The sequence below is a fragment of the Campylobacter sp. 7477a genome, from assembly GCF_014892335.1.
Taxonomy (GTDB): Bacteria; Campylobacterota; Campylobacteria; order Campylobacterales; family Campylobacteraceae; genus Campylobacter_A; species Campylobacter_A californiensis.
Genome location: NZ_JADBJH010000009.1, coordinates 1 through 26207, shown reverse-complemented (window position 1 = coordinate 26207; position 26207 = coordinate 1). Strand labels below are relative to the sequence as shown.

General features: G+C 37.5%; 23 protein-coding genes. 11 read left to right on the top strand and 12 right to left on the bottom strand.

Features of this window, described 5'->3' with window-relative positions:
• The first annotated feature begins 19 nt into the window (after positions 1–19).
• The 5 genes from panB (at position 20) to CCAL5182_RS05555 (ending at position 4697) form a co-directional block, all read left to right on the top strand.
• Entirely contained in the window at positions 20–826 is an 807-nt protein-coding gene (gene panB / locus CCAL5182_RS05575) for a 3-methyl-2-oxobutanoate hydroxymethyltransferase (protein ID WP_170017153.1), read from the top strand.
• A gap of 26 nt (positions 827–852) precedes the next feature.
• Positions 853–1881, top strand: coding sequence for a Holliday junction branch migration DNA helicase RuvB (ruvB, locus tag CCAL5182_RS05570; protein ID WP_169937714.1), 1029 nt, complete (start codon positions 853–855; stop codon positions 1879–1881).
• A gap of 508 nt (positions 1882–2389) precedes the next feature.
• Complete coding sequence (locus tag CCAL5182_RS05565) at positions 2390–3430, top strand: AI-2E family transporter (protein WP_169972252.1); 1041 nt, start codon at positions 2390–2392, stop codon at positions 3428–3430.
• 13 nt (positions 3431–3443) lie between these two features.
• Positions 3444–3806, top strand: a complete 363-nt coding sequence (locus CCAL5182_RS05560; RefSeq protein ID WP_336610478.1) for an HIT family protein — start codon at positions 3444–3446, stop codon at positions 3804–3806.
• 3 nt (positions 3807–3809) lie between these two features.
• Positions 3810–4697, top strand: coding sequence for a cache domain-containing protein (locus tag CCAL5182_RS05555; RefSeq protein ID WP_336610477.1), 888 nt, complete (start codon positions 3810–3812; stop codon positions 4695–4697).
• 6 nt (positions 4698–4703) lie between these two features.
• Here CCAL5182_RS05555 and CCAL5182_RS05550 read toward each other — a convergent pair whose 3' ends face one another.
• The 12 genes from CCAL5182_RS05550 to tupB form a co-directional block, all read right to left on the bottom strand.
• On the bottom strand, positions 4704–5813 hold the full coding sequence (locus CCAL5182_RS05550; protein WP_169937707.1) for a sensor histidine kinase: 1110 nt from the start codon (positions 5811–5813) through the stop codon (positions 4704–4706).
• On the bottom strand, positions 5806–6465 hold the full coding sequence (locus CCAL5182_RS05545) for a response regulator transcription factor (protein ID WP_336610476.1): 660 nt from the start codon (positions 6463–6465) through the stop codon (positions 5806–5808). The genes CCAL5182_RS05550 and CCAL5182_RS05545 overlap by 8 nt, the downstream gene beginning before the upstream one ends.
• A 60-nt stretch (positions 6466–6525) precedes the next feature.
• Entirely contained in the window at positions 6526–7500 is a 975-nt protein-coding gene (nrfD, locus tag CCAL5182_RS05540) for an NrfD/PsrC family molybdoenzyme membrane anchor subunit (RefSeq protein ID WP_336610475.1), read from the bottom strand.
• Positions 7493–8059 (bottom strand): 4Fe-4S dicluster domain-containing protein, encoded by a 567-nt coding sequence (locus CCAL5182_RS05535; protein ID WP_169937701.1) that lies wholly within the window; start codon positions 8057–8059, stop codon positions 7493–7495. Before CCAL5182_RS05535 ends, nrfD begins: the two co-directional genes overlap by 8 nt.
• A 10-nt stretch (positions 8060–8069) precedes the next feature.
• Positions 8070–10355, bottom strand: coding sequence for a thiosulfate reductase PhsA (phsA, locus tag CCAL5182_RS05530; RefSeq protein WP_336610474.1), 2286 nt, complete (start codon positions 10353–10355; stop codon positions 8070–8072).
• 186 nt (positions 10356–10541) lie between these two features.
• Entirely contained in the window at positions 10542–11885 is a 1344-nt protein-coding gene (locus CCAL5182_RS05525) for an anaerobic C4-dicarboxylate transporter (protein WP_169937697.1), read from the bottom strand.
• Between the two features lie 95 nt (positions 11886–11980).
• A complete protein-coding gene (locus tag CCAL5182_RS05520; RefSeq protein WP_170000306.1) occupies positions 11981–13381 on the bottom strand; it encodes an aspartate ammonia-lyase in 1401 nt (466 codons plus the stop codon).
• 612 nt (positions 13382–13993) lie between these two features.
• Positions 13994–15583, bottom strand: a complete 1590-nt coding sequence (locus CCAL5182_RS05515) for an ABC-F family ATP-binding cassette domain-containing protein (RefSeq protein WP_169937693.1) — start codon at positions 15581–15583, stop codon at positions 13994–13996.
• 119 nt (positions 15584–15702) lie between these two features.
• On the bottom strand, positions 15703–16917 hold the full coding sequence (locus CCAL5182_RS05510; RefSeq protein WP_336610473.1) for a glucose-6-phosphate isomerase: 1215 nt from the start codon (positions 16915–16917) through the stop codon (positions 15703–15705).
• Entirely contained in the window at positions 16914–17741 is an 828-nt protein-coding gene (galU, locus tag CCAL5182_RS05505) for a UTP--glucose-1-phosphate uridylyltransferase GalU (RefSeq protein WP_336610472.1), read from the bottom strand. The genes CCAL5182_RS05510 and galU overlap by 4 nt, the downstream gene beginning before the upstream one ends.
• Before the next feature lie 30 nt (positions 17742–17771).
• Positions 17772–18734, bottom strand: coding sequence for a tungstate ABC transporter ATP-binding protein TupC (tupC, locus tag CCAL5182_RS05500; RefSeq protein WP_336610471.1), 963 nt, complete (start codon positions 18732–18734; stop codon positions 17772–17774).
• Positions 18731–19423, bottom strand: coding sequence for a tungstate ABC transporter permease TupB (gene tupB, locus CCAL5182_RS05495; protein ID WP_336610470.1), 693 nt, complete (start codon positions 19421–19423; stop codon positions 18731–18733). The genes tupC and tupB overlap by 4 nt, the downstream gene beginning before the upstream one ends.
• A 107-nt stretch (positions 19424–19530) precedes the next feature.
• Between tupB and tupA the strand changes: the two genes are divergently transcribed.
• From tupA to CCAL5182_RS05465, 6 genes are all read left to right on the top strand, one after another.
• Positions 19531–20349: a tungstate ABC transporter substrate-binding protein TupA gene (tupA, locus tag CCAL5182_RS05490; protein WP_336610469.1), complete on the top strand. Its 819-nt coding sequence runs from the start codon at positions 19531–19533 to the stop codon at positions 20347–20349.
• Positions 20350–20535: 186 nt separating this feature from the next.
• Entirely contained in the window at positions 20536–21153 is a 618-nt protein-coding gene (locus CCAL5182_RS05485) for an IMPACT family protein (protein ID WP_336610468.1), read from the top strand.
• 42 nt (positions 21154–21195) lie between these two features.
• Positions 21196–22011, top strand: a complete 816-nt coding sequence (gene lgt, locus CCAL5182_RS05480; protein ID WP_169937679.1) for a prolipoprotein diacylglyceryl transferase — start codon at positions 21196–21198, stop codon at positions 22009–22011.
• Between the two features lie 93 nt (positions 22012–22104).
• Positions 22105–22806: a fumarate reductase cytochrome b subunit gene (locus CCAL5182_RS05475; protein ID WP_169937677.1), complete on the top strand. Its 702-nt coding sequence runs from the start codon at positions 22105–22107 to the stop codon at positions 22804–22806.
• Between the two features lie 10 nt (positions 22807–22816).
• On the top strand, positions 22817–24805 hold the full coding sequence (locus tag CCAL5182_RS05470) for a fumarate reductase flavoprotein subunit (protein WP_170000311.1): 1989 nt from the start codon (positions 22817–22819) through the stop codon (positions 24803–24805).
• Positions 24798–25517, top strand: coding sequence for a fumarate reductase iron-sulfur subunit (locus CCAL5182_RS05465; protein ID WP_336610467.1), 720 nt, complete (start codon positions 24798–24800; stop codon positions 25515–25517). The genes CCAL5182_RS05470 and CCAL5182_RS05465 overlap by 8 nt, the downstream gene beginning before the upstream one ends.
• The last annotated feature ends 690 nt before the right edge of the window (positions 25518–26207 follow it).

Below are 26207 nucleotides of genomic sequence, written 5' to 3'. Positions count from 1 at the left end.
TTAATATTTGGAGAATTTAATGACCGCTAACACAAAAAAAATAACAGTCACCGATATACAAAAGAAAAAAAACAAAGAGCCAATAGTTGCCATAACGGCTTATGATGCACTTTTTGCAAAAATCTTTGATGAAGCGGCGGATATCATTCTTGTCGGAGATAGCTTAAATATGAGCTTTAACAACAAGCAAGACACCTTAAGTATCGGTATAAACGAGATGATATATCACACAAATGCCGTATGTGCGGGCGCAAAACAAGCACTTATCATAACCGATATGCCATTTGGTAGCTACACAAATGAGGATATGGCATTAAAAAATGCAGTTAAAATTTTCAAAAAAACAAAAGCAGATGCAGTTAAATTAGAAGGCGGGCTAAGAGTGGCAAACACCATCAAACGCCTTTGCGATGAAGGCATAAGCGTATGCGGACATATCGGGCTAATGCCTCAATTCGTGAGATTTGAAGGTGGCTATAGCGTCAAAGGTCGCGATCCAAAAACCGCTCAAAATTTAATCAACGACGCAAGAGCGCTAGAGGCAGCCGGGGTGTTTGCCATCGTGCTTGAAGGAGTTGTTTCCGATGTTGCGCAAGCAGTTAGCAAAAGTGTAAATGTACCGATAATCGGCATAGGTTCAGGGAACCAAGTAGATGGGCAAATTTTAGTTTGGTCTGATATGCTTGGCTTTTTTGATAAATTTAAACCAAAATTTGTAAAACGCTACCTAGATGGCGCCAATTTGATCAAAAATGCCGTTCAAAACTATGCTGATGAAGTAAAAAGCAGAGCCTTCCCAAACGAAGAATTTGAGTATAAAAACTAAAAATAAAATTTAAAATAGAAGATGAAATGGATAGAATAGTAGAAATAGAAAAGATAAATTTCGAAAGCGAATACGAGGTTTCACTCCGTCCGTCGGTATTTGATGATTATATCGGGCAAGAAAAGATCAAGCAAAATTTAAATGTCTTCATAAAAGCTGCCAAAAAGCGTGGTGAGTGCTTAGATCATGTGCTTTTTTACGGACCTCCCGGGCTTGGAAAGACGACCTTAGCTCACATCATCGCAAACGAAATGGGAGTAAGTATAAAAATGACCGCCGCCCCGATGATAGAAAAAAGTGGCGATCTAGCAGCGATACTTACAAACCTACAAGAGGGCGACGTGCTTTTTATAGATGAAATTCATCGCCTAAGTCCAGCCATAGAAGAAGTGCTATATCCTGCGATGGAAGACTTTCGTCTTGACATTATCATAGGTTCGGGACCGGCTGCTCAAACGATAAAGATAGACTTACCAAAATTTACCCTCATCGGAGCTACAACGCGTGCGGGCATGATCTCCGCACCTTTGCGCGATCGCTTTGGTATGGACTTTCGTCTTCAGTTTTATACGCCGTCAGAACTATCTCGTATCGTAGAAATCGCCTCTGCAAAACTAGGCAAAGAGTGCAACATAAAGGCATCTTTGGAAATAGCCAAGCGCTCACGCGGAACACCGCGTATCGCTTTAAGACTATTAAAACGAATTCGCGACTTTGCCGAAGTAAACGATGAAAATTTCATCTCACATGAGCGAAGCAAAGAGGCGCTTGACGCACTTGGTGTAAACTCTCTTGGCTTTGACGAAATGGACATAAAATACCTAGAAATTTTACTAGAAGCAAAGCGCAGACCTCTAGGACTAAGTACGATAGCCGCAGCAATGAGCGAAGATGAGGGGACAGTTGAGGACGTACTTGAACCATACTTGCTAGCAAACGGATATATCGAGCGAACTGCTCGTGGCAGGATCGCCTCAGCAAAGGCATATGATGTGTTTAAAATTTCGCCGCCAAGCGATCTAAAAGCTAGCGAGAAAACACTATTTAATGAGTGAGCATTTCTCACTCAAAAGTTAGATAAAATTAATCCCAACTATTAACCCAAAGCTTCATGTTTTTGTATAAACTACTACTTTAATATGGCCACCTGACATCAAATAAACCATTCTCACTCACTCAGCTTGGCATGGTATTGTTTTTTATTTTATTTATCATTTTGAGGTTAATTTATTTAAAGCTTCTGTAATATTTTCATTATTTGCGCCGGTTCTACCTAGCAAATTTACCAAAAACCACCATAGAACTCCTACTTTCATAAAGCAATTTCGCATCGTCCGTAAACGGATAAAACTCGCTCATTTCTCCTCCTTTGTAAATTTAACTTATTTTACTCCTCATCACTTAATCACCAATAAAAAGAAGACATGCAAACAAACTGTTACACTAAACGTATAATACACAGCAAGATAGCAAACGCGAAATGTTATGAAATATTTAATACAAAATTGACCGTGGATTATTTGATATTATTTGCTATAATATTGTCTTTTAGCAAGGAAAGCAATGAATAGTCGCATATTTTTTGGATTTTTAGTATTTTTTGCACTCTCTTTAGTGCTTTATCTATTTAAACCATTTTTGTTAAATATCTTTATCGCCATGCTTTTGGCGGTCGCAACATCAAACATAAACGTCAAATTTCTAACCATTACAAAAAACAAAAGAACTCTATCGGCTTCGCTTACGACGATAGTTTTATTCTTGTTGTTCATAGCGCCTTTGCTTTATGCAGTTATAAAAATAACCAAGCATGCAGCAGGCTTTGACATAGATAATATCACGACGACTATCGACTACATAAAAAATTACGACTTCAAGCTCCCTGGCGCACTTTCGTTTTTAGAGCCAAATTTCAAGGAATTTATAAACGAATTTGACATCAAAACACTCTTTACTCAACTCATATCAAACCTTACAAATTTAGGTAAAACCAGCGTTAAATTTATAGCCGATATAATTGTTATACTTGTGTTTTTCTTTTTTTGCAACCTTTATGGAAGCGAGCTTGTTGCGTATTTAAAAAATGCTCTTCCGTTAGAAAAATACGACACACAGTATGTCTTAAGCGAGGTAGCAAACGTAATGAGCGTCGTATCATACTCAACCATAGCAAATATGATAATACAAGGTTTTTTGTTTGCTATTATCACTATGATATACGGATATGATGGCTTTTTGACGGGAATTTTATTTGCTTTTGCGTCACTTGTGCCAGTCATCGGCGGTCTTTTAGCATGGGGTCCGCTAAGCCTTTACGAGTTTGCAAACGGTAATGTTTCTGCAGCGATCGTGATCGCCGTTTATACGATCGTAGTTATATCAATCATCGCAGATACCTTCTTAAAGCCTCTCGTGATAAAATTTATTAACTCTCGTTTGGTTAAAATTCCAACTCAAATAAACGAACTTTTGATATTTTTTGCAATGATCGCGGGACTTACTACATTTGGCTTTTGGGGCGTGATACTTGGTCCTGCTATCGTTACGTTTTTTATGTCCGTTATAAAACTTTACACTCTACTTAGAGAGAGATCATTTGTATAATTGAGGAGAAGACATGGTATTTGAAGATGAATTTATAAAAGTAGAACGCGAAGAAAACGAGCTTCCTTGGGTTAAAATTTTTACCAAATTCCCATACCGAGAGCTTAGTGAATGCGACGAAAAAACTCGTGCAAGACTTTTTGAAGCGATGTTAATAACCGAAAAAACTATGCTTGAGTTTTATAATCCAACAAAAATAAACATCGCAAGCTTTGGCAACTATGTCCCTCACGTGCACATACACGTCATAGCACGTTTTGAAGACGACGTATTTTTCCCAGAAAGCGTTTGGGGCAAGAAACAACGCGAAAGCAAGTTAAATTTAGCCAAATTTGATGACTTTGCAAAAATTTTAAGCGATAGCTTAAAAGGATGATTGTTGCAAGATAAAAAAAATGCCATAATCTCCGTCACGCTTATCGTAAGCCTAGTAGTTTGCACCATACTTTACAATCTATACTCACAGTATCTAAAAGAGCGTAAAGAAGAGAGTATAAAGGTTTATTTCGACTATCAGATCAAACAACTTAACAAAAACATAGAAGACGCAAAACTATCATCGCTGGCACTTGCTATCATCTTAAGCAAAAACGACGCGATACAAGAGTGTTTTACAAGCAACGACAGAACAAAGTGCTTGCAAGATGTTGAGGAGATAATAAACACCTTCGGCACGGTTTCCGTATATAAAAATTTACGTCTTCATCTGCATACAAAAGACTTAAGAAGCTATGTTAGAAGCTGGGATACAAAGCTTTATGGAGATAAACTTACTCACTTTAGACACCTCATCAGCGAGTCAGCAAAGCAAAAACGACCAATGACAGGGATAGAAGTCGGCATGGCTGGAGTTAAGATCCGCTCCATATCAGGAGTAATGGCAGGCGAGCAAAATGTTGGCACGATAGAGGTTATGCTTGATTTTGAGTACATGGGAGAGTTTTTTAAAGAACAAGGTATCGATCTTTTTGTGCTTTTAGATAAGGACCAAGCCATAAGCAAACAAGGCATAAGAAACGCAAATTTACTTAGCAAATACTATATCGAAAATTTAAATACCGCAAATTTAAATATACTTGAAATTTTACGCGATATAGACTTTGATCAAAATGACTTCATAAGATATAAGAAGCATTATTTTAGTGTCGTGCCACTTATGGATGCTAGCTCAAAGCGTATAGGATATTACGTGCTTCATATCAACAAAGATGAAAAAGAGCGCAACCTATCACAAAACTACATCCCAGACAACGAGTTCTTGTTTTAAATGTTATCAATCTGAAATTTGAAAATAATAATAAAAAGTGCTTCCCTCTTTAGGGACGCTTTTTACTTCGTATTTTATATCTTCCTTGTTACAAATTTCACTCACGATATTTAGCCCCAGACCAAAACCGCCTCGCACCTCGTCTTCTCTTACATAACGCTTCCAGATACGCTTTGTATCTTTAATACCATCACCAAAATCCTGAACACTAAGCACGGCCTCTTCGCCGTTTGATCTTAAATTTATTATCACCCTGCTATCTTGAGGACTGTATTTTATAGCATTTGTAATGGTATTGTCGATTATCCTTTGAGCTGCAAGTTTGCTGATATTGACAAAAATTTTTTCTTCTAAATTTGGAACAAGCATAATATGTTTTGACTGGGCAACGCTATTTAAAAACAAAATTCTTTCATGTATATATAAGCCAAGGTCAATCCGCTCTTTTGGAAATTTTATATATCCGCGTTTGATGTAAAACTCGACATCTTCGTATGTTATTTGCATTTGTTTTAGGGCATTTTTGATACGATTTGTGTATTTGTTATCCATGCCAAGCATTTCAAGGTTCATACCTGCTACGCCAAGAGGTGTTTTTAGCTCATGCATGGCATCGTTAAAGAAGTTACTCATGTATCTTTGAACATCTTTGTATGGCTTTACACTACCAAGATAACTCATATAAAGTATAAAAAACACCATAACCAAGGCAACGGTAAGCATAAGAGCGGTTAAGAAAACCATACGTTTGTTGCTTTGCTCTTGGGTTACTATGATATAGTAAAGCTTTTTATCCTTAAAGAAAAAACTCTTATAAAATAAAAATTTACCTTGCTCAAGCACAACAAATTTAAAATTTTCAGGTCTTACACTAAGGGTAGAAACGATCGGGTTAAAATCAGCATCATAAATAGCGTATTTAAATATAAGAGAAGTTGGCATCTCTTTGTTGTTTAAAAACAGTGTTCGTATTTGTTTTTCGTATTTAAGTAAGCTAAAAAGATTTTTTGAAGTCTCATCTTTTTGGCTTAATCCCAAAATAACCAAACTTTGAAATACAAATAACGCCATAATGACGATAGTGGCTAAAATGGGAATTTTAAAGCTTTTATCCATTTATTTTATAGCCGACTCGTCTTTTTGATGTTATAAATTCATTTGATGTTTTTTGACGAATTTTAAGAACATGCATCCTTATATCAGCGCCGTCTATCTCTTTGTCGCCCCAGACAAACTCACGCAACTCATCCATGCTTACATACATGTTTAGATGAGATACTAAGCACTCAACAAGGTCAGTCTCTTTAGCACTTAAGTCTATTAAAGCCCCATCTTTTTGCAAAACTCTTTTGCTTGTATTAAACTCAAATCCCCTATTTAGCTTAATTACATTTTTATCATCGACACTATAATACTTCCTCATAAGCTCGGCAACTCTAAATTTAAGCTCAGCTAGCTCAAACGGCTTTTTTAAATACTCATTACAGCCAAGCTCGTAGCCTATCGCTATATCATCGATATCAACAAGCGATGTTGTGATCATTATAGGCGTGTTTAAATTTAAATTTTTTATGTATTTTATAACCTCATGTCCGCTTATCTTTGGAACTTTTATATCAAGGATAAAAAGATGATAAAAGTTGCTAGCTATCAGATCACAAGCTTTTTGACCGTCACTAGCGCAATCAACATCATATCCAAGCATTTGCAAATACTCACAAACACTCTCTTGAAACTGTATGTCATCTTCTAAAAGTAAAATCTTCAACGCAAACCTTTGCTCTTTAAATTTAAAGGAGCGTTTGTATAAAACAAACGCTCATGTTGCTCATGCACCGGTAAAAATTTGACCTGCATAAACAATGTAATATCTTAGCAAAATTACGCCACATATTACAAGTAAAGTATTTAAAAGCATTACAGTTGGTTTATATGCATGACCTTTTAATACGGTAAGATCTATCACGATAGGCAAAACAAGCCCCATACCTACAACACCAAACCAGAAAATCCCTGCTAAAGCGCCGCTTCCTAAAGCTTGAACAGCAACAACCTCACTGCTACCGCCCTTTGAAAACATAAGAGCAAATAAAGCACCAAGCAAGGCTATCTCACAAACTATCGCAAAAAGGTCAAATTTTAATAAGCCTGCCACAACATGTTGGTCGATATTATCTTTAAAAAAGACCATACCACAAATAACGCTTGCAGCTATACCAGAGCTAAATCCTGAAACTAAAAATAGTATAGGAAGCACAGGGGTGTCCCATAGTGGAAGTTTGCTTATCGCACTTAGCAAAAAGCCCGTATATACGCCAACTCCTATAGCTAGGACGAAAAGTAAAATTTCCATTAATTTTACAAGACCTGACTTTAAAACTAAATTTGAAAGACTCTCTAAGATAGATATATTGCTTGCTTTTATTTGCGGTGCAAATGCAACTAACAAATAAATAAACGCAAGAGGCGTATAAAGCAAAAGCAAAGCAACACCTATAGACATAACTGAAGCAAAGTTATATTTTATAAGTATCCAGTAAAAACTAAGAGGCTTACCAAGGTCAAGCACCAAAAGTGCAAGTCCCACACAAATAGTTATAGGTGCTATTATCGCAGCTGCCTTAAAACAACCGTCAAATTTAGAAGATGATGAAATTTTATCAAGCTCTATACCCTTCCATCTAAGAAATAACGCAACTATCATCGCACCTGCACTAAGACCCGCCAAAAATAAATACACCGCGATCGGCCAAGGCCAATAAATTTCATTATATTGAGCCATACTTCCCCACATATTATTCATTGTTTCCTCCTTTGCGGTTAGCTATCATTCCAAGCTGTGGTCTTGTTTTAAATTCCTCTTTAGGAAGATAGACTTTTTTCTCTTTCATGATTTTTGAAACTTCAGAATTTTCATCGTTTAGATCGCCAAATGTAAGAGCATCTGTCGGGCAAACTGTAACGCAAGCCGGCTGCTCGCCTTTTGAAAGGCGTGTTTCATAGCAAAATGTACACTTACCTATCTCACCTGTTTGCGGCTCAACAAAACGAGCATCATAAGGACAGGCCAGGATACAGTATTTACAGCTAACACATGTGCGATGATCAAGCAGTGTAATGCCTTCTGCTGTTTTAAAACTAGCTCCCGTAGGACATACCGTAACGCAAGGACTATCTTCACACATAACGCAGCTGTGGCGTAAAAAATCCATCTTTAAATTTGGAAACGTTCCTGTCATTTTTGCATGCACTTGCAAGCGATAAACTCCGCTTGGAACGTTGTTTTCGCTTCTGCATGCAACCGAACAGCCTTGACAGCCGATGCATAAATTTTCATCATGTATCATAAAGTATTTTTTCATCATCTCCCCCTTACGCCTTAATAATGTCCACGCCAACGTTTGTTATCATCGTGGCTGCCACCGGACCCTCTTCCGGATTTAAAAGTCTGCTTTGGTTTGTTCCGTCGCCGTCTGTACGAGTCATGCCAGGCGTTGTATGACCAAATCCGTGATAAACGAACAACGTATCTTCTCTTATGCCCTCAGTCAGAATAACTTTACCTTTGTCTTTGCCAAATTTATTCTGCAAGATAACTTTATCTCCGTCTTTTAGTCCTTTTCTTGCTGCAGTTTTTGGATGTATCCAGATCGGAGCTTCACTCATCATATCATTTAAGAAAGGAACGTTTTGCGTATGTCCGTTTGTATGTATAGGTGTTTTTCCACTCATCAAGCAAAGCTCATGACCGCCAAATACATCCATATCTAGCGTATTTAAGCAACCATACCCAGGGAACTGAGCCTCTACTTCCTCGCTAAATAGCTCTATCTTGCCACTCTTTGTTTTAAGTTTGGCCATACCGTCCATAAGACCGTTTTCATCTACAAATTGAGCTGCGCTTGGATATTTTTCAACGAATTTAGCAACAGAACCTTTTTCTCTATATAAAATTCCAGGTACTTTCCAGGTCACATAACCGTCTTTTTCAAGGGCAGCTAAAAGGTCTACATTGCCCTTTACTTGTTGCATACGCCACTCTCTGATGTCGTTCCATTTGTATAGTTCGTCTATTTTCATTTTGCGCGCAAGCTCTCTGAAAATTTCAGCGCCACTCTTTGTATCGCCGATAGGCTCGACTATTTTATTTCTTATCATATATGCAGGTTTTTGACCTGATTTATCCTCTATACCCTCATCTCTTTCAAGATAAGTGCTCTCAGGTAAAACCACATCCGCATAAGTTGCCATATCGTTTAGGTAAACATCACTTACTACGATAAAGTCAAGTTTTTTCATAGCATCTATCGTTTTTTGCGTACCGGCAACGTTTATTAGGTGGTTAAATCGTATATTAAACCAGCCTTTTACAGGATAAGGTTTGTCTGTTAAAATTGCGTCAGGAATATCCATCAAAACACCGTGTTGGCGGCTAACAAATTTATGTTTTCCATCCTCACCCGCAAAGTCAACCCTTGTTCCTTTTGGCACTTTAAAGTCTTTATCTGGGTTTGTTATCTCGGGGATTTCATTTAGTCCTGTTAATTTGTTATATGTTTTTGCATTTTTACCACCAAAAAGACCGCCTTTAACTTCCCAGTTGCCCATCATAGCATTTGCAGTCATAATGGCTCTTGTTCTCATGTATTCGGCTCTTGTAGTTGTAGTTTTGTGTCCAAAGTCAATGATAACGCGAGGTGCTGCAGCCCAAATTTCAGCCGCTATACGCTCAACTGTTGCAGCAGGTATGCCAGTGATACTTTCTTGCCACTGTGGAGTAGTATCTTTTGCCGCCTCTACGACCTTATCAAAACCTATAGTAAATTTCTCTATAAATTCTTTATTATAAGTATCATTTTTAATCCATGTATTAATAAGCGCCATAACAAAAGCCAGGTCAGTTCCCGGTTTTACAGGTAGCCATTCGTCTGCTTTTGAAGCAACAACACTAAATCTAGGCTCGAGAACTACAAGCTTTGTATCTTTTTGGTCCGCAAATTTCGCAAGCTTTTTAGCATCTGATATAACTATGCCTTCAAATAAATTGTGTCCGAAGTTTACAATGTATTTTGCGTTGCTAAAGTCACGTTTTAACTTCGCGTCACCATACATGTGAGTACAAACCATTTGGTATGTTATCGGACAGTTTGAAAAGTGAGAAAAGCAGTTTGGCGAACCATAGCTTGAAGCAAAATTTACCATCAACTTATGTGTTTGACAGCTTTTACAGGTAAACACAAAGCTTTGCGGTCCGTATTTATCTTTAATCTCTTGCATTTTAGTTGCAACTAGATCTAACGCCTCATCCCAACTAGCTTCACGCCATTTGCCTTCGCCTCTTTCGCCAACGCGTATTAAAGGTTTAACTATACGTTGCGGATCGTAAAGCTGAGAGTGTCCAGAGCCACCTCTAGCACATACTGAAGTTCCTGTTCCGGACGCTTTGTGGTTACCTTGTATAAAGACGTTTTTACCGTCTACCACGCGTCCTTCGATAGGACATCGTGAAGAGCACATTTCACAGAAGCTAGGAGTAAAACTCTCGCTTCCTTTTAATGCTTTAGCACCAACCGCCCCTAGACTGCCAGGCGTAAAACAGGTTGCTAAAACACCCGCTCCAGCGCTTGTTTTTAAAAAATCTCGTCTTGATTTATTCATCTTCTCCTCCTTAGACTTCAGTATTATTTTACAATAATTTCGTAAAAATAGAGTAAAATTTTACTTAAAGATAAAATTTAGTTTCTAAGATTTATATTAAATGGGAAAAAATGTAAAAAATGTTACATTTTATTCTATTAAAAGGAAGAATAATCGGTTAAGATTTCTCTTAACCGATTTTAGTTTTTATAAAAGCGCAGGTGCAACAAGGAAGCCCAAAGCAACTGATATTGCTACCATTATAGTACCTGGAACAAAGAATGAGTGGTTAAATACAAATTTACCGACTTTTGTTGTTCCTGTGTCGTCCATAGCGATAGCGCCAAGTGTTGTTGGGTAAGTTGGAAGCACGAATAAGCCTGAAACAGCTGCGAAAGAAGCAACTAAGATCCAAACGTGTTGTGCATTCTCAGGACTTGTCATACCAAGAGCAACGGCAACAGCAGGCATCATAACGCGAGTTGTTGCAGCTTGTGAGTATAGCAAGCAGCTTAGGAAGTAAAGTACCACAGCTAGGATAAATGGATACTGGACAACCACATCTTTAGCTATCTCTTTAATGCTTTCAATGTGTCCGTTAACAAATGTCGTTCCAAGCCATGCGATACCGATGATACATATACAAGCGTTCATACCGCTTTGGAATGTACTAGTTGAAAGTAATTTACCAGTTTCAACTTTACATAAAACAACGATAGCAAAACCGATAGTAAGCATAAAGCTGATGATGGCATTATCACGTGTTAAGATTGGATTTTCGATAAGACCAACACTTTTTGAGATCGCAAGCGCATAAGCAACGATAATCAAAACACCAACACCAAATATCGCAACTGATCTTTTTGCATAAGGTTTTAGCTCTTTATACTCAACATTTTTTACCTCTTCAACAAGACCTTTTGCAAGTCTTTCTTGATAGATAGGATCTTTTGAAAGATCAAGATCGTAAAATTTGTTTACAAAAAATGCAGTTACAACCATAGCAATGAAAGTTGTAGAAATACATATAAATAAAAGTATAGGATAGCTAACACCCAAAGGCTCACAAACGCCTGTCATTGCAACAAATGCTGCTGAGATAGGGCTAGCAGTAATTGCTACTTGGCTTGAAACAACAGCAAGTGCAAGTGGTGCGCTTGGTTTGATGTTTTGACCTTTTGCAACCTCAGTAATAACAGGAAGCATAGAAAACGCAGTGTGTCCGGTACCAGCAAATATAGTTAGTAAATATGTAACTATTGGTGCTAGGTAGTTGATTTGTTTTGGGTTCTTACGTAAAATTTTAGAAGCTACTTGAACCAAAAAGTCAAGACCACCCGCAACTTGCATAGCAGTAATTGCAGAGATAACAGAAGCAATAATAAGGATAACATCCATAGGGATGCCCTTCATCTCAACTTTCATACCAAGCATAGCTAGTATAATGATACCTAAACCGCCGGCATAACCGACACCCATACCACCAAGCTTAACGCCTAGGTAGATGCCTCCGAACAGGACTATAATCTGCAAAATCAGCATTATATCCATAACGAAACTCCTTTTGTTAAATTTTGTCTTTAAAAAAATTTTTTAAGAATATTTGGTTGAATTTTGACATATTCAACCAAATACTTATCTTAAATTTATTTGCCCATGCTTGGATTTAGCATATTTTTTGGCTCAAGAATCTTATCGATCTCTTCTTTAGTTAAATATCCTCTTTCTAAGCAGATATCACCTACGGCTTTGCCTGTTTGTAAAGCTTCTTTAGCAATAGATGCTGATTTTTCATAACCAATATAAGGGTTAAACGCTGTAACTATACCTACAGAGCCTAGTACTGATTTTAAGCAAGCTTCAGGATTTGCAGTAAGTTTTTTGATAGCTTTTTCAGACAATGTTTTCATTGCGTTTTCAAGGATTGTAATAGAGTTAAATAATCCATAAGCTATACCTGGCTCAAACGCATTTAGTTCAAATTCTCCTCTCTCACTGCAAAGCATTATAGTTACGTCATTACCGATAACTTCATAGCAAGCCTCGCCTACCACTTCAGCAATAACCGGATTTACTTTACCAGGCATGATTGAACTACCAGGTTGCATTTGAGGTAGATTAATCTCACCTAAACCGCATCTTGGACCTGAGTTCATTAATCTTAAATCGTTTGCGATCTTACTTAGTCTAACAGCAGCTGTTTTTAGAGCACCGCTTACATGAACAAAATCTCCTGTATCTTGTGTAGCAGCGATAAAATCTTCAGCCGGTTTAAAATCAACCCCCGTAATAGCGCTTAACTTTTTCTCAACTACGAATTTATAGTCAGGGTGGCAGTTAATGCCAGTTCCTATCGCAGTAGCACCCATGTTTAGATGAGTTAAAGTTTCGCGAGCAGCTGTGATTTTAGCGATATCGCTTTTAATATAGCTTGCAAACGCGTTAAAGGTATTACCAAGTGTTGTAGGAACAGCATCTTCAAGCTCTGTTCTACCCATTTTGATTATGTCTTTAAAGTCTTTTGCTTTTATTTCAAGCTCAGCCTTTAACCCTTCCATGGCTTTAAGAAGATCGCCAAGTTTGGCATGCGCAGCTACTTTTATTGAACTTGGATAAGCATCATTTGTGCTTTGACCAAGGTTGGTGTGATCATTTGGATGTAGGTATTGATACTCGCCTTTTTTATGACCCATTAGCTCAAGTGCAATGTTTGTGATAACCTCATTTGCGTTCATATTTGTAGATGTTCCAGCGCCACCTTGTATCATATCAACTACAAATTGGTCAAGATATTTACCTGCAATTATCTCATCGCAAGCTTTAGCTATAGCATCGGCCTTATCAGCATCCAAAACACCAACCTCTTTGTTAGCTAGTGCAGCTGCTTTTTTTATCTGAGCAAATGCTTTTACAAAAAACGGATAATCCTTAAGAGTTCTACCGCTCATATGAAAATTCTCAAGCGCTCTGAAAGTCTGCACACCGTAATAAACGCTGTCGTCTATCTCTAGCTCACCAATGAAGTCGTGTTCTTTTCTTGTTCCCATCATTTCTCCTTTAAGAAAATTGTTAGTGAAACTATATCTCTTTTTTTAATTTTTTAAATTAATTTGGATTTTATTTTTTAAACTTTCTTCAAAAATCTCATTTAATCGCACTTTTGGCTAATACTAAAAATATAATTTAAGTTAAAATTTATATTTTTGATTGACAAAAAATGATATTTTTTTAAAATGTTATTTTTTTATTATTAAAATATTGCGTATTTTCTCATATATCTACCATGCTTTTTAAGCTTAGAGCATGATTTTTTGATAATTTTTATCCAAAATAGTATTAAAAGTTTTATAAATTTTATGCAGAAATTCTAAATTTTGGCGCTTTTTATGATAATTTTCATTTTTGCCTTATCCTAGAAAATATTGTTTAAGACTTCTCTTACAAAATTTTTAAAATTTAGCTAATTTTTAGAAAAATATTATATCCATTTACTTTTATGAGAGCAAAATGTGTTAAATTTATCCCATTATAACCACAAACAGTAGCTTTATATAAAGATTTAAACATAAAACTTAAGTAAAAAAAATTATATATGAATATTAAAAAGAAGAGGATGGCCCGACTTTATAAAATTTGTCGGGCCGAAATTTATAATAATTTTAAGCGTCTAATCCTAAGCTCGTGCGGTATTCTTCATAACTTCCACGGAAATCAACAACTTCGCCATTACCTTTTAGGTGCAAAATTCTATTTGCAAAAGCGTCAATTAACTCTCTATCGTGACTTACACAGATAACAGAACCGCTAAAATTATAAAAAGCTTCACCAAGAGCGATGATAGCTTCAAGGTCAAGATGGTTGTTTGGCTCATCCATGATCATCAAATTTGGCTTGTGTAGCATAAGCTGAGAAAGGCGAACGCGATGTTTTTCGCCGCCACTTAGCGTGCCTACAGCCTTTTCTTGATCGGCGCCGCTAAAAAGCATCCTACCAAGGCATTTGCGAATTTCATCTATGTCTTTGTTTTTTGCATCCTGCAGATACTCATATAGTTTTAGATCGCCATCAATCTTATTTACCGTATCTTGCGCAAAGCATCCTAGCTCAATGGTAGCACCGATATGGACGGTTCCACTGTCTGGTGCTAACTCACCCGTAATGATCTTGCAAAGCGTGGTTTTGCCTACGCCGTTGTGTCCTATAATAGCTACTTTATCGCCCTTTTCTAGTTTGAAATTTAAATTCTCAAAAATAACCTTATCATCAAATTTCTTTGAAATTCCACTTAGCTCGATAAGCTCATTTCCTATCTCACGATTTGCACGGAACAAAATGCTAGGATCGCGACGACTAGAGACCGCTATCTCTTGAATGTCAAGCTTTGCCAGCTGCTTTGCACGACTTGTTGCCTGACGAGCTTTTGAGGCATTTGCGGAGAAACGAGCGATAAATTTTTCAAGCTCCTCTTTCTCTTTTAGCTTTTTATCACGCTCCATCTCATGTTGTTTAGCTATCAAATTTGCAGCCATATACCATTCATCGTAATTACCGGTAAATTCGCGAATTTTCTTAAAATCAACATCAAGGATATGCGTGCAAACACGGTTTAGAAAGTGACGATCGTGGCTGATAACTACAAGCGTTCCTTCGTGGCGGTTTAACTCGTTTTCAAGCCAAGCGATAGCATCGATGTCAAGGTTATTTGTAGGTTCGTCAAGAAACAAAATATCAGGCTTTGGAAACAACACTTGTGCCAAAAGCACTTTTACTTTATCTGAGTTTTCAACCTCGCTCATAAGTTTATCAAATTCATTTAGTCCAAGCGAACTTAAAATTTTCTCGATACGCGTTTCATACTCATAAGTCGGGTCTTCTTCTGCGGAAATGATCTCAAGCTCACTCAAGCGATCATTGATCTCATCCGTAAATTCCTCGCTCATATAAAGCTTTTCTTTCTCTTTTACTGCGTCATAAAGGCGTTTGTTACCGTAAAGCACAGCATCTTTTAACGTAAAATTTTCAAAAGCAAACTGATCTTGACCAAGAACTCCGACACGAAGTCCATTTTCAATTACTATCTCGCCGCTACTTGCTTCTATATCACCGCTTAAAATTTTTAAAAATGTCGATTTACCTGCGCCATTTGCTCCGATAAGTCCATATCTGTTTTGGCGCTTTAACACCAAATTTACATCTTCAAAAAGCAAACTGCTAGCAAAACGCTGTGTAAGTCCCTTAACTTCAAGCATATTTATCCTTAGTGAATTTTTTAAATTTTATATTTTGCCAAAATGTTGATTAAAATTTGATAACTGACATTTTTAGACTACTTACGAAATATTTTTATATACTTTAATGTAAGTAAAATTTATTTCTTGAGCATGGTTTTTAATATACGCTTGCCTATCTCAACGCCAGGCTGATCGTATGTATTAACACCAAGCATTACTCCCACGGCTGAAGTTAAAAGCTCATAGTAAAATATCAAAAACCCGACATGTCTCTCATCAAGCCTATCAAGCTCTAAAATATCCACACTTAAACCTTCTTGTACAAGAGCCATAGCTGTTGCGTCACACTGGGCGTTTAAAAGCCTATTTAGACTAAGTCCCGCAACAAAGTCACACCCCTCAAGTCCTTTTAAACTAATGCCAGGAACAGCCACCTCGGTACTTTCACAAATTTTGATAAAAGTTACGGTTTTATCCTTGACGCCATCCATGATAAGCTGTAAAAAACTATGTTGATCACTTGAGCCAATAAGTCCGATAGGAGTTCTACCGACACGTTTGAAGCCTTTTTTCTTTCCAAGGCTTTCAGCCCAAAGCTGAACATACCAGTCGTTGAATTCACGAAATCTATCGCAATAACTAAAGACAACATTTATATGGGCGTTTCTGTGAATTGCGTAGTGGTACGCCTTTGCCATTAGACTTGTATCGTTTTTGTCTATGTAACGACTTTTGCATTCCAAAGCCCCTTCCAAAAGCTCTTTTATGTCATATCCGCAAAGCGCCAAAGGAACAAGCCCAATAGCACTTAAAACGCTAAACCTGCCACCTACATTTTGTGGGATATTAAACACTTTTATAGAGTTATTTTTTGCAAATTCTTCTAAATTTGTTCCAGGGTCTGTTATTATCAAGAAATTTTTGCTTAAATTTTTAGGTTTAAATTCGTCCAAAATGCACTTAAATATCGTGATGGTTTCGATCGTATTGCCTGATTTTGAACTTATGATAAACAAAGTTTCTTCAAATTTTATATCATCTATGACCGCTTTGTAGCTTTGAGGGTCAACATTATCAAGGACATACAATTGGCGTTTTTGCTTTTTTGACTTAAGCATGGATCTTATAGCTTTAACCCCAAGAGAGCTTCCTCCGATACCTACTAATACAATGTTTTTAATATAAGATAAACTTTTTTCATATACATAAATTTCATCAACCGTCTTAAGCCCCGTTGATGGCAGATGATAGTATCCTATCTCACCGTTTTTATATTCGTCATTTATGCGCGCAGTGTAAGCGTCTATCGTCTTAGTATCCGTCAGGCTAAACCTAAAGGTATTTTTTATCATTTTTTATACTCTTTTGCATAAAAGAAGTTTGTAGCCTCCATGAAGCCGTCTATACTACCGCAATCAAAACGTCTACCTTTAAATTTATACGCCAAAACCATACCCTGCTTTGCCTGAGTTTTTAACGCGTCAGTTATCTGAATTTCACCGTTTTTACCAGGCTTTGTATGCTCCAAAATATCAAAAATATCAGGAGTTAATATATATCTACCAATAATTGCTAAATTTGTCGGTGCTTCGCTAGGATCCGGTTTTTCAACCATATCATCAACCATAAGTAAATCATCTTCTATAAATCTACCGCTTACTATACCGTAACTTTTGGTTTGCCCTCTTTCAACTTCCATAACGGCAACGATAGAGCAGCGATACCGCTCATAAATTCTCATCATCTGCGACAAGACGTTTTCGCCATCTTCATTTATACAAAGGTCATCTGCCAAAATCACACCAAAAGCCTCGTCACGAACTAAGGTTTTACCGGTATATATGGCATGACCAAGACCTCTCATCTCATTTTGGCGAGTAAAAGAAAAAGTGCATGAGCTCATTATTTTTCTAATATCAGTTAATAGCGGTTCTTTACTAGTGCCTGCTATTTGATGTTCTAACTCGTAGCTTATATCAAAATAATCCTCCAAAGCACGTTTTCCACGTCCCACTACAAACGCCATATTATCCATGCCCGCCTCAAGTGCCTCTTCTACTCCGTAATGAACAAGAGGTTTTGTAATAATAGGGAGCATCTCTTTTGGCAAGGATTTTGTCGCAGGTAAAAATCTAGTTCCGTATCCTGCCGCCGGAAATAAACAAGTTTGTAGCATTTGTGTCCTTTGAAAATTTGCGTTATTTTATCACTCGATGGCTAAAAAAGCACTTTGAGGAACGTTAAATTTTACTCTTTTTCCGGTGGCAAGCTCTTCACTTTTTAGCCTATTGGAACCAACTATACACTTTAGTAAAAAATCCCCCGCCTTTATCTTGATAAGCGCCTTGTTGCCAAAATAAAGTGAAACAGAGTGCAAAATTCCCTCAAATTTAGCATCTTCTTCGTTTATGGTTATTAAATTTTGATTTATCGCGATCTTTTGTGCATCTTTTAACTTTTGTGGCAAAAACAATGAAAAATCCCCAAAATTTATGGCTCCGTCTTTTGCATCGAAAATATTTTTAAGCTCAAATTCACTAACCCTACCGTTATGCAAAAATATATTCTCGTCGCTTATTGCGCTTAACCATTTTTCATCATGGCTGGCGATGATGAAATTTGAGCCGTGTTGCTCTTTTACATACTCTATCGCTTTACTAAAAAGCCTCGAAGTTCCCATATCCACGGCATTTGTCGGCTCATCAAGTAAATTTAACCGAGCCCGCAACGACAACAAAAGCGCAAAGGCTATGCGTTTATTTTGCCCTGAGCTAAGTTCAAAGTGAGCCTTATCTAAAAAACTCTCGTCAAGCCCGACAAGCTCAAGCACTTCAGGTACTATAGCATTAAATTTAGCTTCTTGATTTCTGCTTTTTAAAGCAAATTTAAAGTTCTCCCTTACACTTCTTTTTAGCAAGCTAGGCTCGGGGAGTAAGACTGCTATTTGTTTAAGCTCGCCAAGACTCATCTTGTTAAGCTCTTTATCCCAAATTTTTATACTTCCCTCACTTGGCTTTAAAAGCCCGGAAATACACTTTATAAGAGTGCTTTTACCACTTCCGTTAAAGCCAGAAAGTGCGGTAGTTTGACTTGTGCTTATATCTAAATTTTTTATATCAAGAGCGGTAAAATTTTTATAATCAAGCTTTAAATTTCGTATCTTTATCATCTATCAAGCCTTTTTAAAGCGTGAATAAGCAAATTGACCAAAAATGCAATACTAATTAAAACAAGTGCCAAGGCTATGCCCATATTAAACTCGCCTTTGCTTGTTTCAAGAGATATGGCGGTTGTGATAGTGCGAGTAAAGTATTTGATGTTGCCACCTATCAACATAGCAACTCCAACCTCTGCGACTATACGTCCATAAGCCGTAGCAACAACGACCATAAGCGAATAACGAAGCTCATAAAGCACGCAAAAGGCAAATTGTGCAGGGCTTAAACGATATGAAAGTATGCTTAGATAGTGCCTTTCATCCATATTTTCAACCACACTTGAGCTTAGCGAAACGATAATAGGAAGCGCTAGAACAAACTGTCCTAACATTACAGCCTTTAAGGTAAAAAGTAGCTCAAGATCTCCTAGTGGACCGTTGCGAGTGATAAAAGCATAGATAATAAGCCCAACCGCAACCGTAGGCATGGCAAGCATTGTGTCGCTAAGTAGCTTTAAAGCCTTTGCAAACTTAAATTTATAAAAACCAAGAGCAAAACCAAGCGGGAGTCCAACCAAAAGTGCCGCTACTATCGACACACTAGAGCTTTTTAACGTGGCAAATATAGCTGAATACGTCGATTCGTCTCCGCTAAAAAGTAGCCCAAAAGCCCCCCTAATCCCTTCAAGTATAAAATCCAAAAAATAACCTTTGTGATTTAAAATATTTTATGTAAAAAATGCATATTAAATTTAACTTTTTATGCTATTATAGCATATTTTTAATACCAAATCTTAAGGAGAATTCTATGAAGAAAATACTTTTAAGTTCTATGCTTCTTGCATCTGCCATGTTTGCCGCAGACACCGACCTAACTATGGCAACCACAACAAGCACGGCAGATACGGGCTTGCTTGATGCGATAGTGCCTGTTTATAAGGCAAAAACAGGGGTTGATCTAAAATTTACTGCAGTAGGAACAGGAGCTGCTTTAAAAATGGGTCAAAACTGTGACGTTGACGTGCTTTTCGTGCACTCTCCAAAAGCTGAAAAAGAATTCGTAGAAAAGGGATACGGCGTAGAAAGAAAAGCTGTTATGTATAACGACTTTGTTTTAATCGCCGATAAATCAATCGCCGATAAATTTAAAGACAAAGATCTAAAGAGTGCGTTTGAGATGATAAAAGCTCAAAATATCAAATTCTTCTCACGTGGCGACAAATCAGGCACGGACAATAAAGAAAAAGGTATTTGGAAAAGCATACTTGGTGAAGTACCTGAAAAAGACAGCTTTTACTCACAAACAGGTCAAGGCATGATAGCTACCATTAACATCGCGGCAGAGCAAAAAGGCGTTACGTTTACAGATCGCGGAACATACATCAAATACGAAGCAAACGCAAAAGGCAACCCTGATCTAGTTATCGTAAATGAAGGAGACAAAGCGCTTAAAAACTTCTACTCAGTTATCTCTGTAAGCCCTAAACACTGTCCTAAAACAGATATAGAAAATGCAGATAAATTTGGCAACTGGATAATCAGCGAAGAGGGACAAAAATTCATAGGCGAATTTAAGCTAATGGATAAACAACTTTTCACTCCGGACGCAGCAACTAGAAAGAACTGATCTTTACAAAACAGAAATTTCTTAAATTTTACATCAAAAAGCTTTCGCCTTGAAATTTAGTTTCACTACGATCCAAATTTAAGAGGCGATCGCCTGAAATAATCAAACAACAACTCATCTTAATATCAACCATAAAATAAATTTATAAAAGATAAGCTAAAATTCTTTCTAAAAACAGAGGAAAATTTGCAAACCGTATCTAAAATTTCAACCGCCAAAACAGAGATCAAAAAATCAACTTTCATAAGCTACCTAGCGCCGATGGCAGAATTTAGAACTCTCCACGAACAGCTAAAAGACCAACATCCAAAAGCAGTACATATCGTTTGGGCTTATAGAGAACTAAATAAATACGCTCAGATAGTAGAAAACCAAAGCGATGACGGCGAGCCAAAGGGCACAAGCGGAGCACCAAGCCTTAACGCACTAAGAGGAGCCGATCTTGTTGACACATGTGTATTTATCGTAAGGTATTTTGGAGGTATCAAGCTTGGCACGGGAGGATTGGTGCGAGCATATGGCGGAGCGGTAAATTTGGCCATAAACGAAGCTGAGCTTATTGAATTTGAGATAAAGAATAAGAGTGTGTTTTTTACTCCATTTACCTTAATGAGTCGTTTTGAACACTATTTTAACGCACAAAATTTAAATGATCTAAAACGTGAATTTAATGAAACCGGAGCGATATGGTCGGTTAAATTTAACGACAAAGAGTTTAAAAATTTTTATGATTTCTCTCATGTTTTTGAACACGAAGGGGTTGAGTTTTTGGCGCTTGGACTTAACACAAAACCCTATTTTTAAGCCTTTTAGTAGTAAAATCATCAAAAAATATAAAGAACTTGAATGACAACTTGGAATAATATCTATAACCACTTTGACCCAGTAGCTTTTAGTTTATTTGGCTTTAACGTGCATTGGTATGGCATAATGTATGTTCTAGCCCTACTTGGCGCATTAGCCGCCGCAAAATACTTTGTTAAAAAAGACAAAATCCCAATCACCGACGCAATGCTTGATAATTACTTTTTTTGGGTGGAAATAGGCGTGATACTGGGCGCAAGACTTGGCTATATTGCCATTTATTCAGGTGAAGCATGGTGGTATTTTACAAACCCATGGCAAATTTTCAACCCTTTTTACAACGGTGAATTTGTAGGAATTCGCGGCATGAGCTATCATGGTGCGGTTGTGGGATTTTTACTAGCCACTTTGCTTTACTGTAAAAAATACAAACAAAATTTATGGCTTTTGCTTGATCTATGCGCCTTATCCATACCATTTGGATACTTCTTTGGGCGTGTGGGAAATTTTTTAAACCAAGAGTTGTTTGGACGAGTTAGCGATGTGCCGTGGGCGATAAATGTCCTTGGCGCACTTCGCCATCCAAGTCAACTTTACGAGGCATTTTTAGAGGGTGTTGTAATTTTTGTCATCTTGTTTTTCTATAGAAAATACAAAAAATTTCACGGAGAGCTTATCTGTATCTATGCCGTGCTTTACACTTTAGCAAGATTTATCTGCGAATTTTACCGAGAACCTGATGTCGGTATAGGCTTTGTATTTTTAAATTTTTCAATGGGGCAAATTTTATCCATATTAATGTTTAGCGCCGGAATTGGAATTTATATTTTTTTACGTAAAATTAACAATAATATTTAATAATGGTTAAAGACATATTGTAGTAGTATTACATTAAAATTTTAGATTTACCATTTAAGCTTTTTCTAAAATTAATCATTTAAAGGAGGGCTCATGAGTGAGCTGATAGAGGGTTTCTTAGGCAAGAGAGTCGATACTAAAAAGAGTCGATTGCCTGCGCTTTGGGATAGATGGCAAAGTATCACGGGTTTTATTTTAGCCTGTTTTATATTGTGCCATATGGTTTTCACTTCAACGATTTTGTTAGGTAAAGACGCATTTAACGCTGTCGTCGGTTTTGCTGAAGCGAAATTTTTGTTTGGAGAGGCAACGTGGTGGATTACGAACGTTATTGCTGCTGTTATCTTTGCAGTGTTCATTACTCACGCGTTTTTAGCCATGAGAAAATTCCCTGCGAACTATAGACAATATAAAATGTTTAGAGGACACAAAGATCGCATGAAACACGGCGATACTACGCTTTGGTGGTTTCAGTTTTTAACAGGTTTTGCTCTATTCTTCACAGCTAGTGCACACCTTGTGGACATAGTGTTTGGCGGACATATTACTGCTGAGAGTTCAGCACAAAATTTTGCTACACTAGAACTTTTCTACTTTGCACTTCTTGTATTTATGGTTGTTCATGCAGGCGTTGGAATGTATCGTTTGTATGTAAAATGGGTAAGCATAGATGGCGCGAACAGACATGAAATGCTTGAAAAAAGAAAGAAAGCAAAAGTCGTTGTTTTTGCTGTGTATGGCGCGTTAGCTGTGATCGCACTAATTGCTGACTTTGTTTGGCTAACCGTAAAGTAGGAGCAAAAAGATGAATGTAAAATATTGTGATGCATTAGTTATAGGTGGTGGTCTAGCTGGACTTAGAGCTGCTGTTGCGGCAGGAGAAAAAGGACTAAGCACTATCGTTTTAAGTCTTATTCCTGTAAAAAGAAGCCACTCGGCTGCAGCTCAAGGTGGTATGCAAGCAAGCCTTGGTAACTCAAAAATGAGCGAAGGCGACAACGAAGACGTACACTTTGCCGATACCGTAAAAGGTAGCGACTGGGGTTGTGATCAACAAGTGGCTCGTATGTTTTGTCAAACTGCACCAAAAGCTATTAGAGAGCTTGCCGCATGGGGCGTGCCTTGGACTAGAATTACAAAAGGCGAAAGAAGCGCTATTATCAACGCTCAAAAAACAACTATCGTAGAAAAACCTGAAGTTCACGGACTTATCCACTCTCGTGACTTTGGTGGTACAAAAAAATGGAGAACGTGTTATACAGCTGACGCTACAGGACATACTATGCTTTTTGCCGTAGCAAACGAAGCTTTAAAACACAATGTTGATATCCACGATCGCAAAGAGGCTATCGCATTAATCCACGAAAACAACCGCTGCTACGGAGCGATAGTTCGTGATCTAGTAACAGGCGAAATAACAGCTTATGTTTCAAAAGGAACATTGATCGCAACAGGCGGCTACGGTAGAGTTTATAAACACACTACAAATGCTGTTGTGTGTGAAGGTATCGGTGCTGCTATCGCCCTTGAAACCGGCGTAGCTCAACTTGGCAATATGGAAGCTGTTCAGTTCCACCCAACTCCAATCGTTCCAAGCGGTATACTTCTGACAGAAGGTTGTCGTGGTGACGGCGGAATTCTTCGTGACGTTGACGGCTATCGCTTTATGCCTGACTATGAGCCGGAGAAAAAAGAGCTTGCAAGCCGTGACGTTGTAAGTCGTCGTATCATGGAACACATCAGAAACGGCAAAGGCGTAAAAAGCCCTTACGGCGAGCATGTTTGGCTAGACATATCTATCCTTGGACGCGAACATATCGAGAAAAACTTACGTGACGTTCAAGAAATTTGCCAAATTTTTAACGGTATAGATCCAGCAGATGAGGGTCCAAAAGGTTGGGCGCCAATCCTTCCTATGCAACACTACTCAATGGGTGGTATTAAAACAAAACCAACAGGCGAGAGTCCAACTTTAGCAGGTTTATTTAGTGCTGGTGAAGCGGCTTGCTGGGATATGCACGGCTTTAACAGACTTGGCGGCAACTCAGTTTCTGAAACAGTTGTTGCTGGTATGATTGTAGGTGATTATTTTGCCGACTACTGCGCTTCTCATGAGATCGAGATAAAAACTGAAAATATACAAAAATTTGTTAACAAAGAGCTTGATTATATGAACGAGCTTGTTAATAAAGATGGTAAATTTAATATATTTGAAATCAAAAATCGCATGAAAGACATCATGTGGGAACACGTAGCTATCTTTAGAACAGGCGAGGGGCTTGAAAAAGCCGTTAAAGAGCTTGAAGAACTATATAAACAATCACTTGATGTTAAAGTTACAAACAAAACTTTATTTGGCAACCCTGAGCTTGAAGAAGCTTACCGTGTGCCAAAAATGTTAAAACTAGCACTTTGTATAGCTTACGGCGCTCTTCTTAGAACTGAAAGCCGCGGAGCACACTACAGAGAAGACTATACAAAACGCGACGACCTAAACTGGCTAAATAGAACTCTAACAAGCTGGAAAGAAGGCGATACAATGCCAACAGTAGCTTACGAGCCACTTGATATCATGAAGATGGAAATTCCACCGGCATTTAGAGGATATGGTGCAAAAGGTAACATTATAGAGCACCCAGACAGCGCAGTTCGCCAAGCGCAAGTTGATGAAATTCGCGCAAAAATGGAAGCTGAAGGCAAAGGCAGATACGAGATACAAAATACACTTATGCCTTATGAGCTTCAAGAAAAATACAAAGCACCAAACGAAAGAGCAGGTATAGGATATGAGTAGAAAAATAACTATTAGAGCGTTTAAATATAACCCGCTCTCTAAAATTTCAAAACCGCATTTTGCAAGTTATGAGCTTGAAGAGACTCCAGGTATGTCATTATTTATCGCGTTAAACGTAATACGCGAAAAATTTGATCCGGATCTAAGCTTTGACTTCGTTTGCCGTGCGGGTATTTGCGGAAGTTGCGGCATGCTAGTGAACGGCACACCAAAACTTGCATGTAGAACACTTACAAAAGACTACGAAAGTGGTATTATCGAACTTATGCCACTTCCTGTGTTTAAGCTATTAAAAGACTTAAGTGTAGATACCGGCAACTGGATGAATGCGATGAGTAAACGCGTTGAGAGCTGGATACACACAGATCATGAGCCACAAATCGCTAAACTTGAAGAAAAAGTCGAGCCTGAAGTGGCACAAGAAGTTTTTGAGCTTGATCGTTGTATAGAGTGTGGTATATGTGTAGCAGCATGTGGCACAGCTATCATGAGACCAGACTTCATCGGTGCAGTTGGTCTTAACCGTGTTGCAAGATTTAAAATCGACGCACTTGATAAAAGAACAAATGAGGACTTTTATGAGCTTATCGGTGATGATGACGGAGTGTTTGGTTGTATGAGTTTACTTGGCTGTGAAGATAACTGCCCTAAACACCTACCACTTCAAAGCCGTATAGCATATATGCGTAGAAAAATGGCGGTTCAAAAGTAACTCGTCCTTTTATCTTCTTCTTATGGAGTTTGAACTATGTTTCAAACTCCTTCTTCTTGTAAATTTTTATATCTTTTATCTAAAATTTAAACGGCTTCAAGTAAGCGATCATCATTTATTTTTCTGCTGTTTTGTTTATTGCTTTACAGATCTTATTTAAAAATATTATTAGTAAAGACCATTTTAATAACACAATAAAAAGGCTCAATTTAACTTAAGAGAATTTCTACTTAGTTTTGCTCGTATCTTTGCAAGAACTCTTATCGGTTTTGATAAAATTTCTACCTCATCTCATTTGTAGTTGCAAGTAGAAGATAAAAACTTTCCTTATTATTGCATTTAAGCTCATACTCTTTTAAATGTGTGATAAAACTATCTCTTTTTATCCACTTCTTAAAGAGAGTGCAAACACAAGAAATTTAGTTAAGCAATGCTTAATTCTATAATGAACTTTAGTACTATAATCCATAAGTACATCATATACTCTCCAACCATTAGAGCAAATCACACTCTTGTCAAATTTGCTAAAAGTCTTTAAATAAATAACAATTCTTTACTAGAATAATTATTTACTACCTATGTATATACTTTACCATCTCGCTTTAACACTATTTCTGTTTACGGCTACGAGCTAGCAAAATAAAAACACCGGTTGTTTTACTAGCTTAACACCCAATGACACATTTTTGG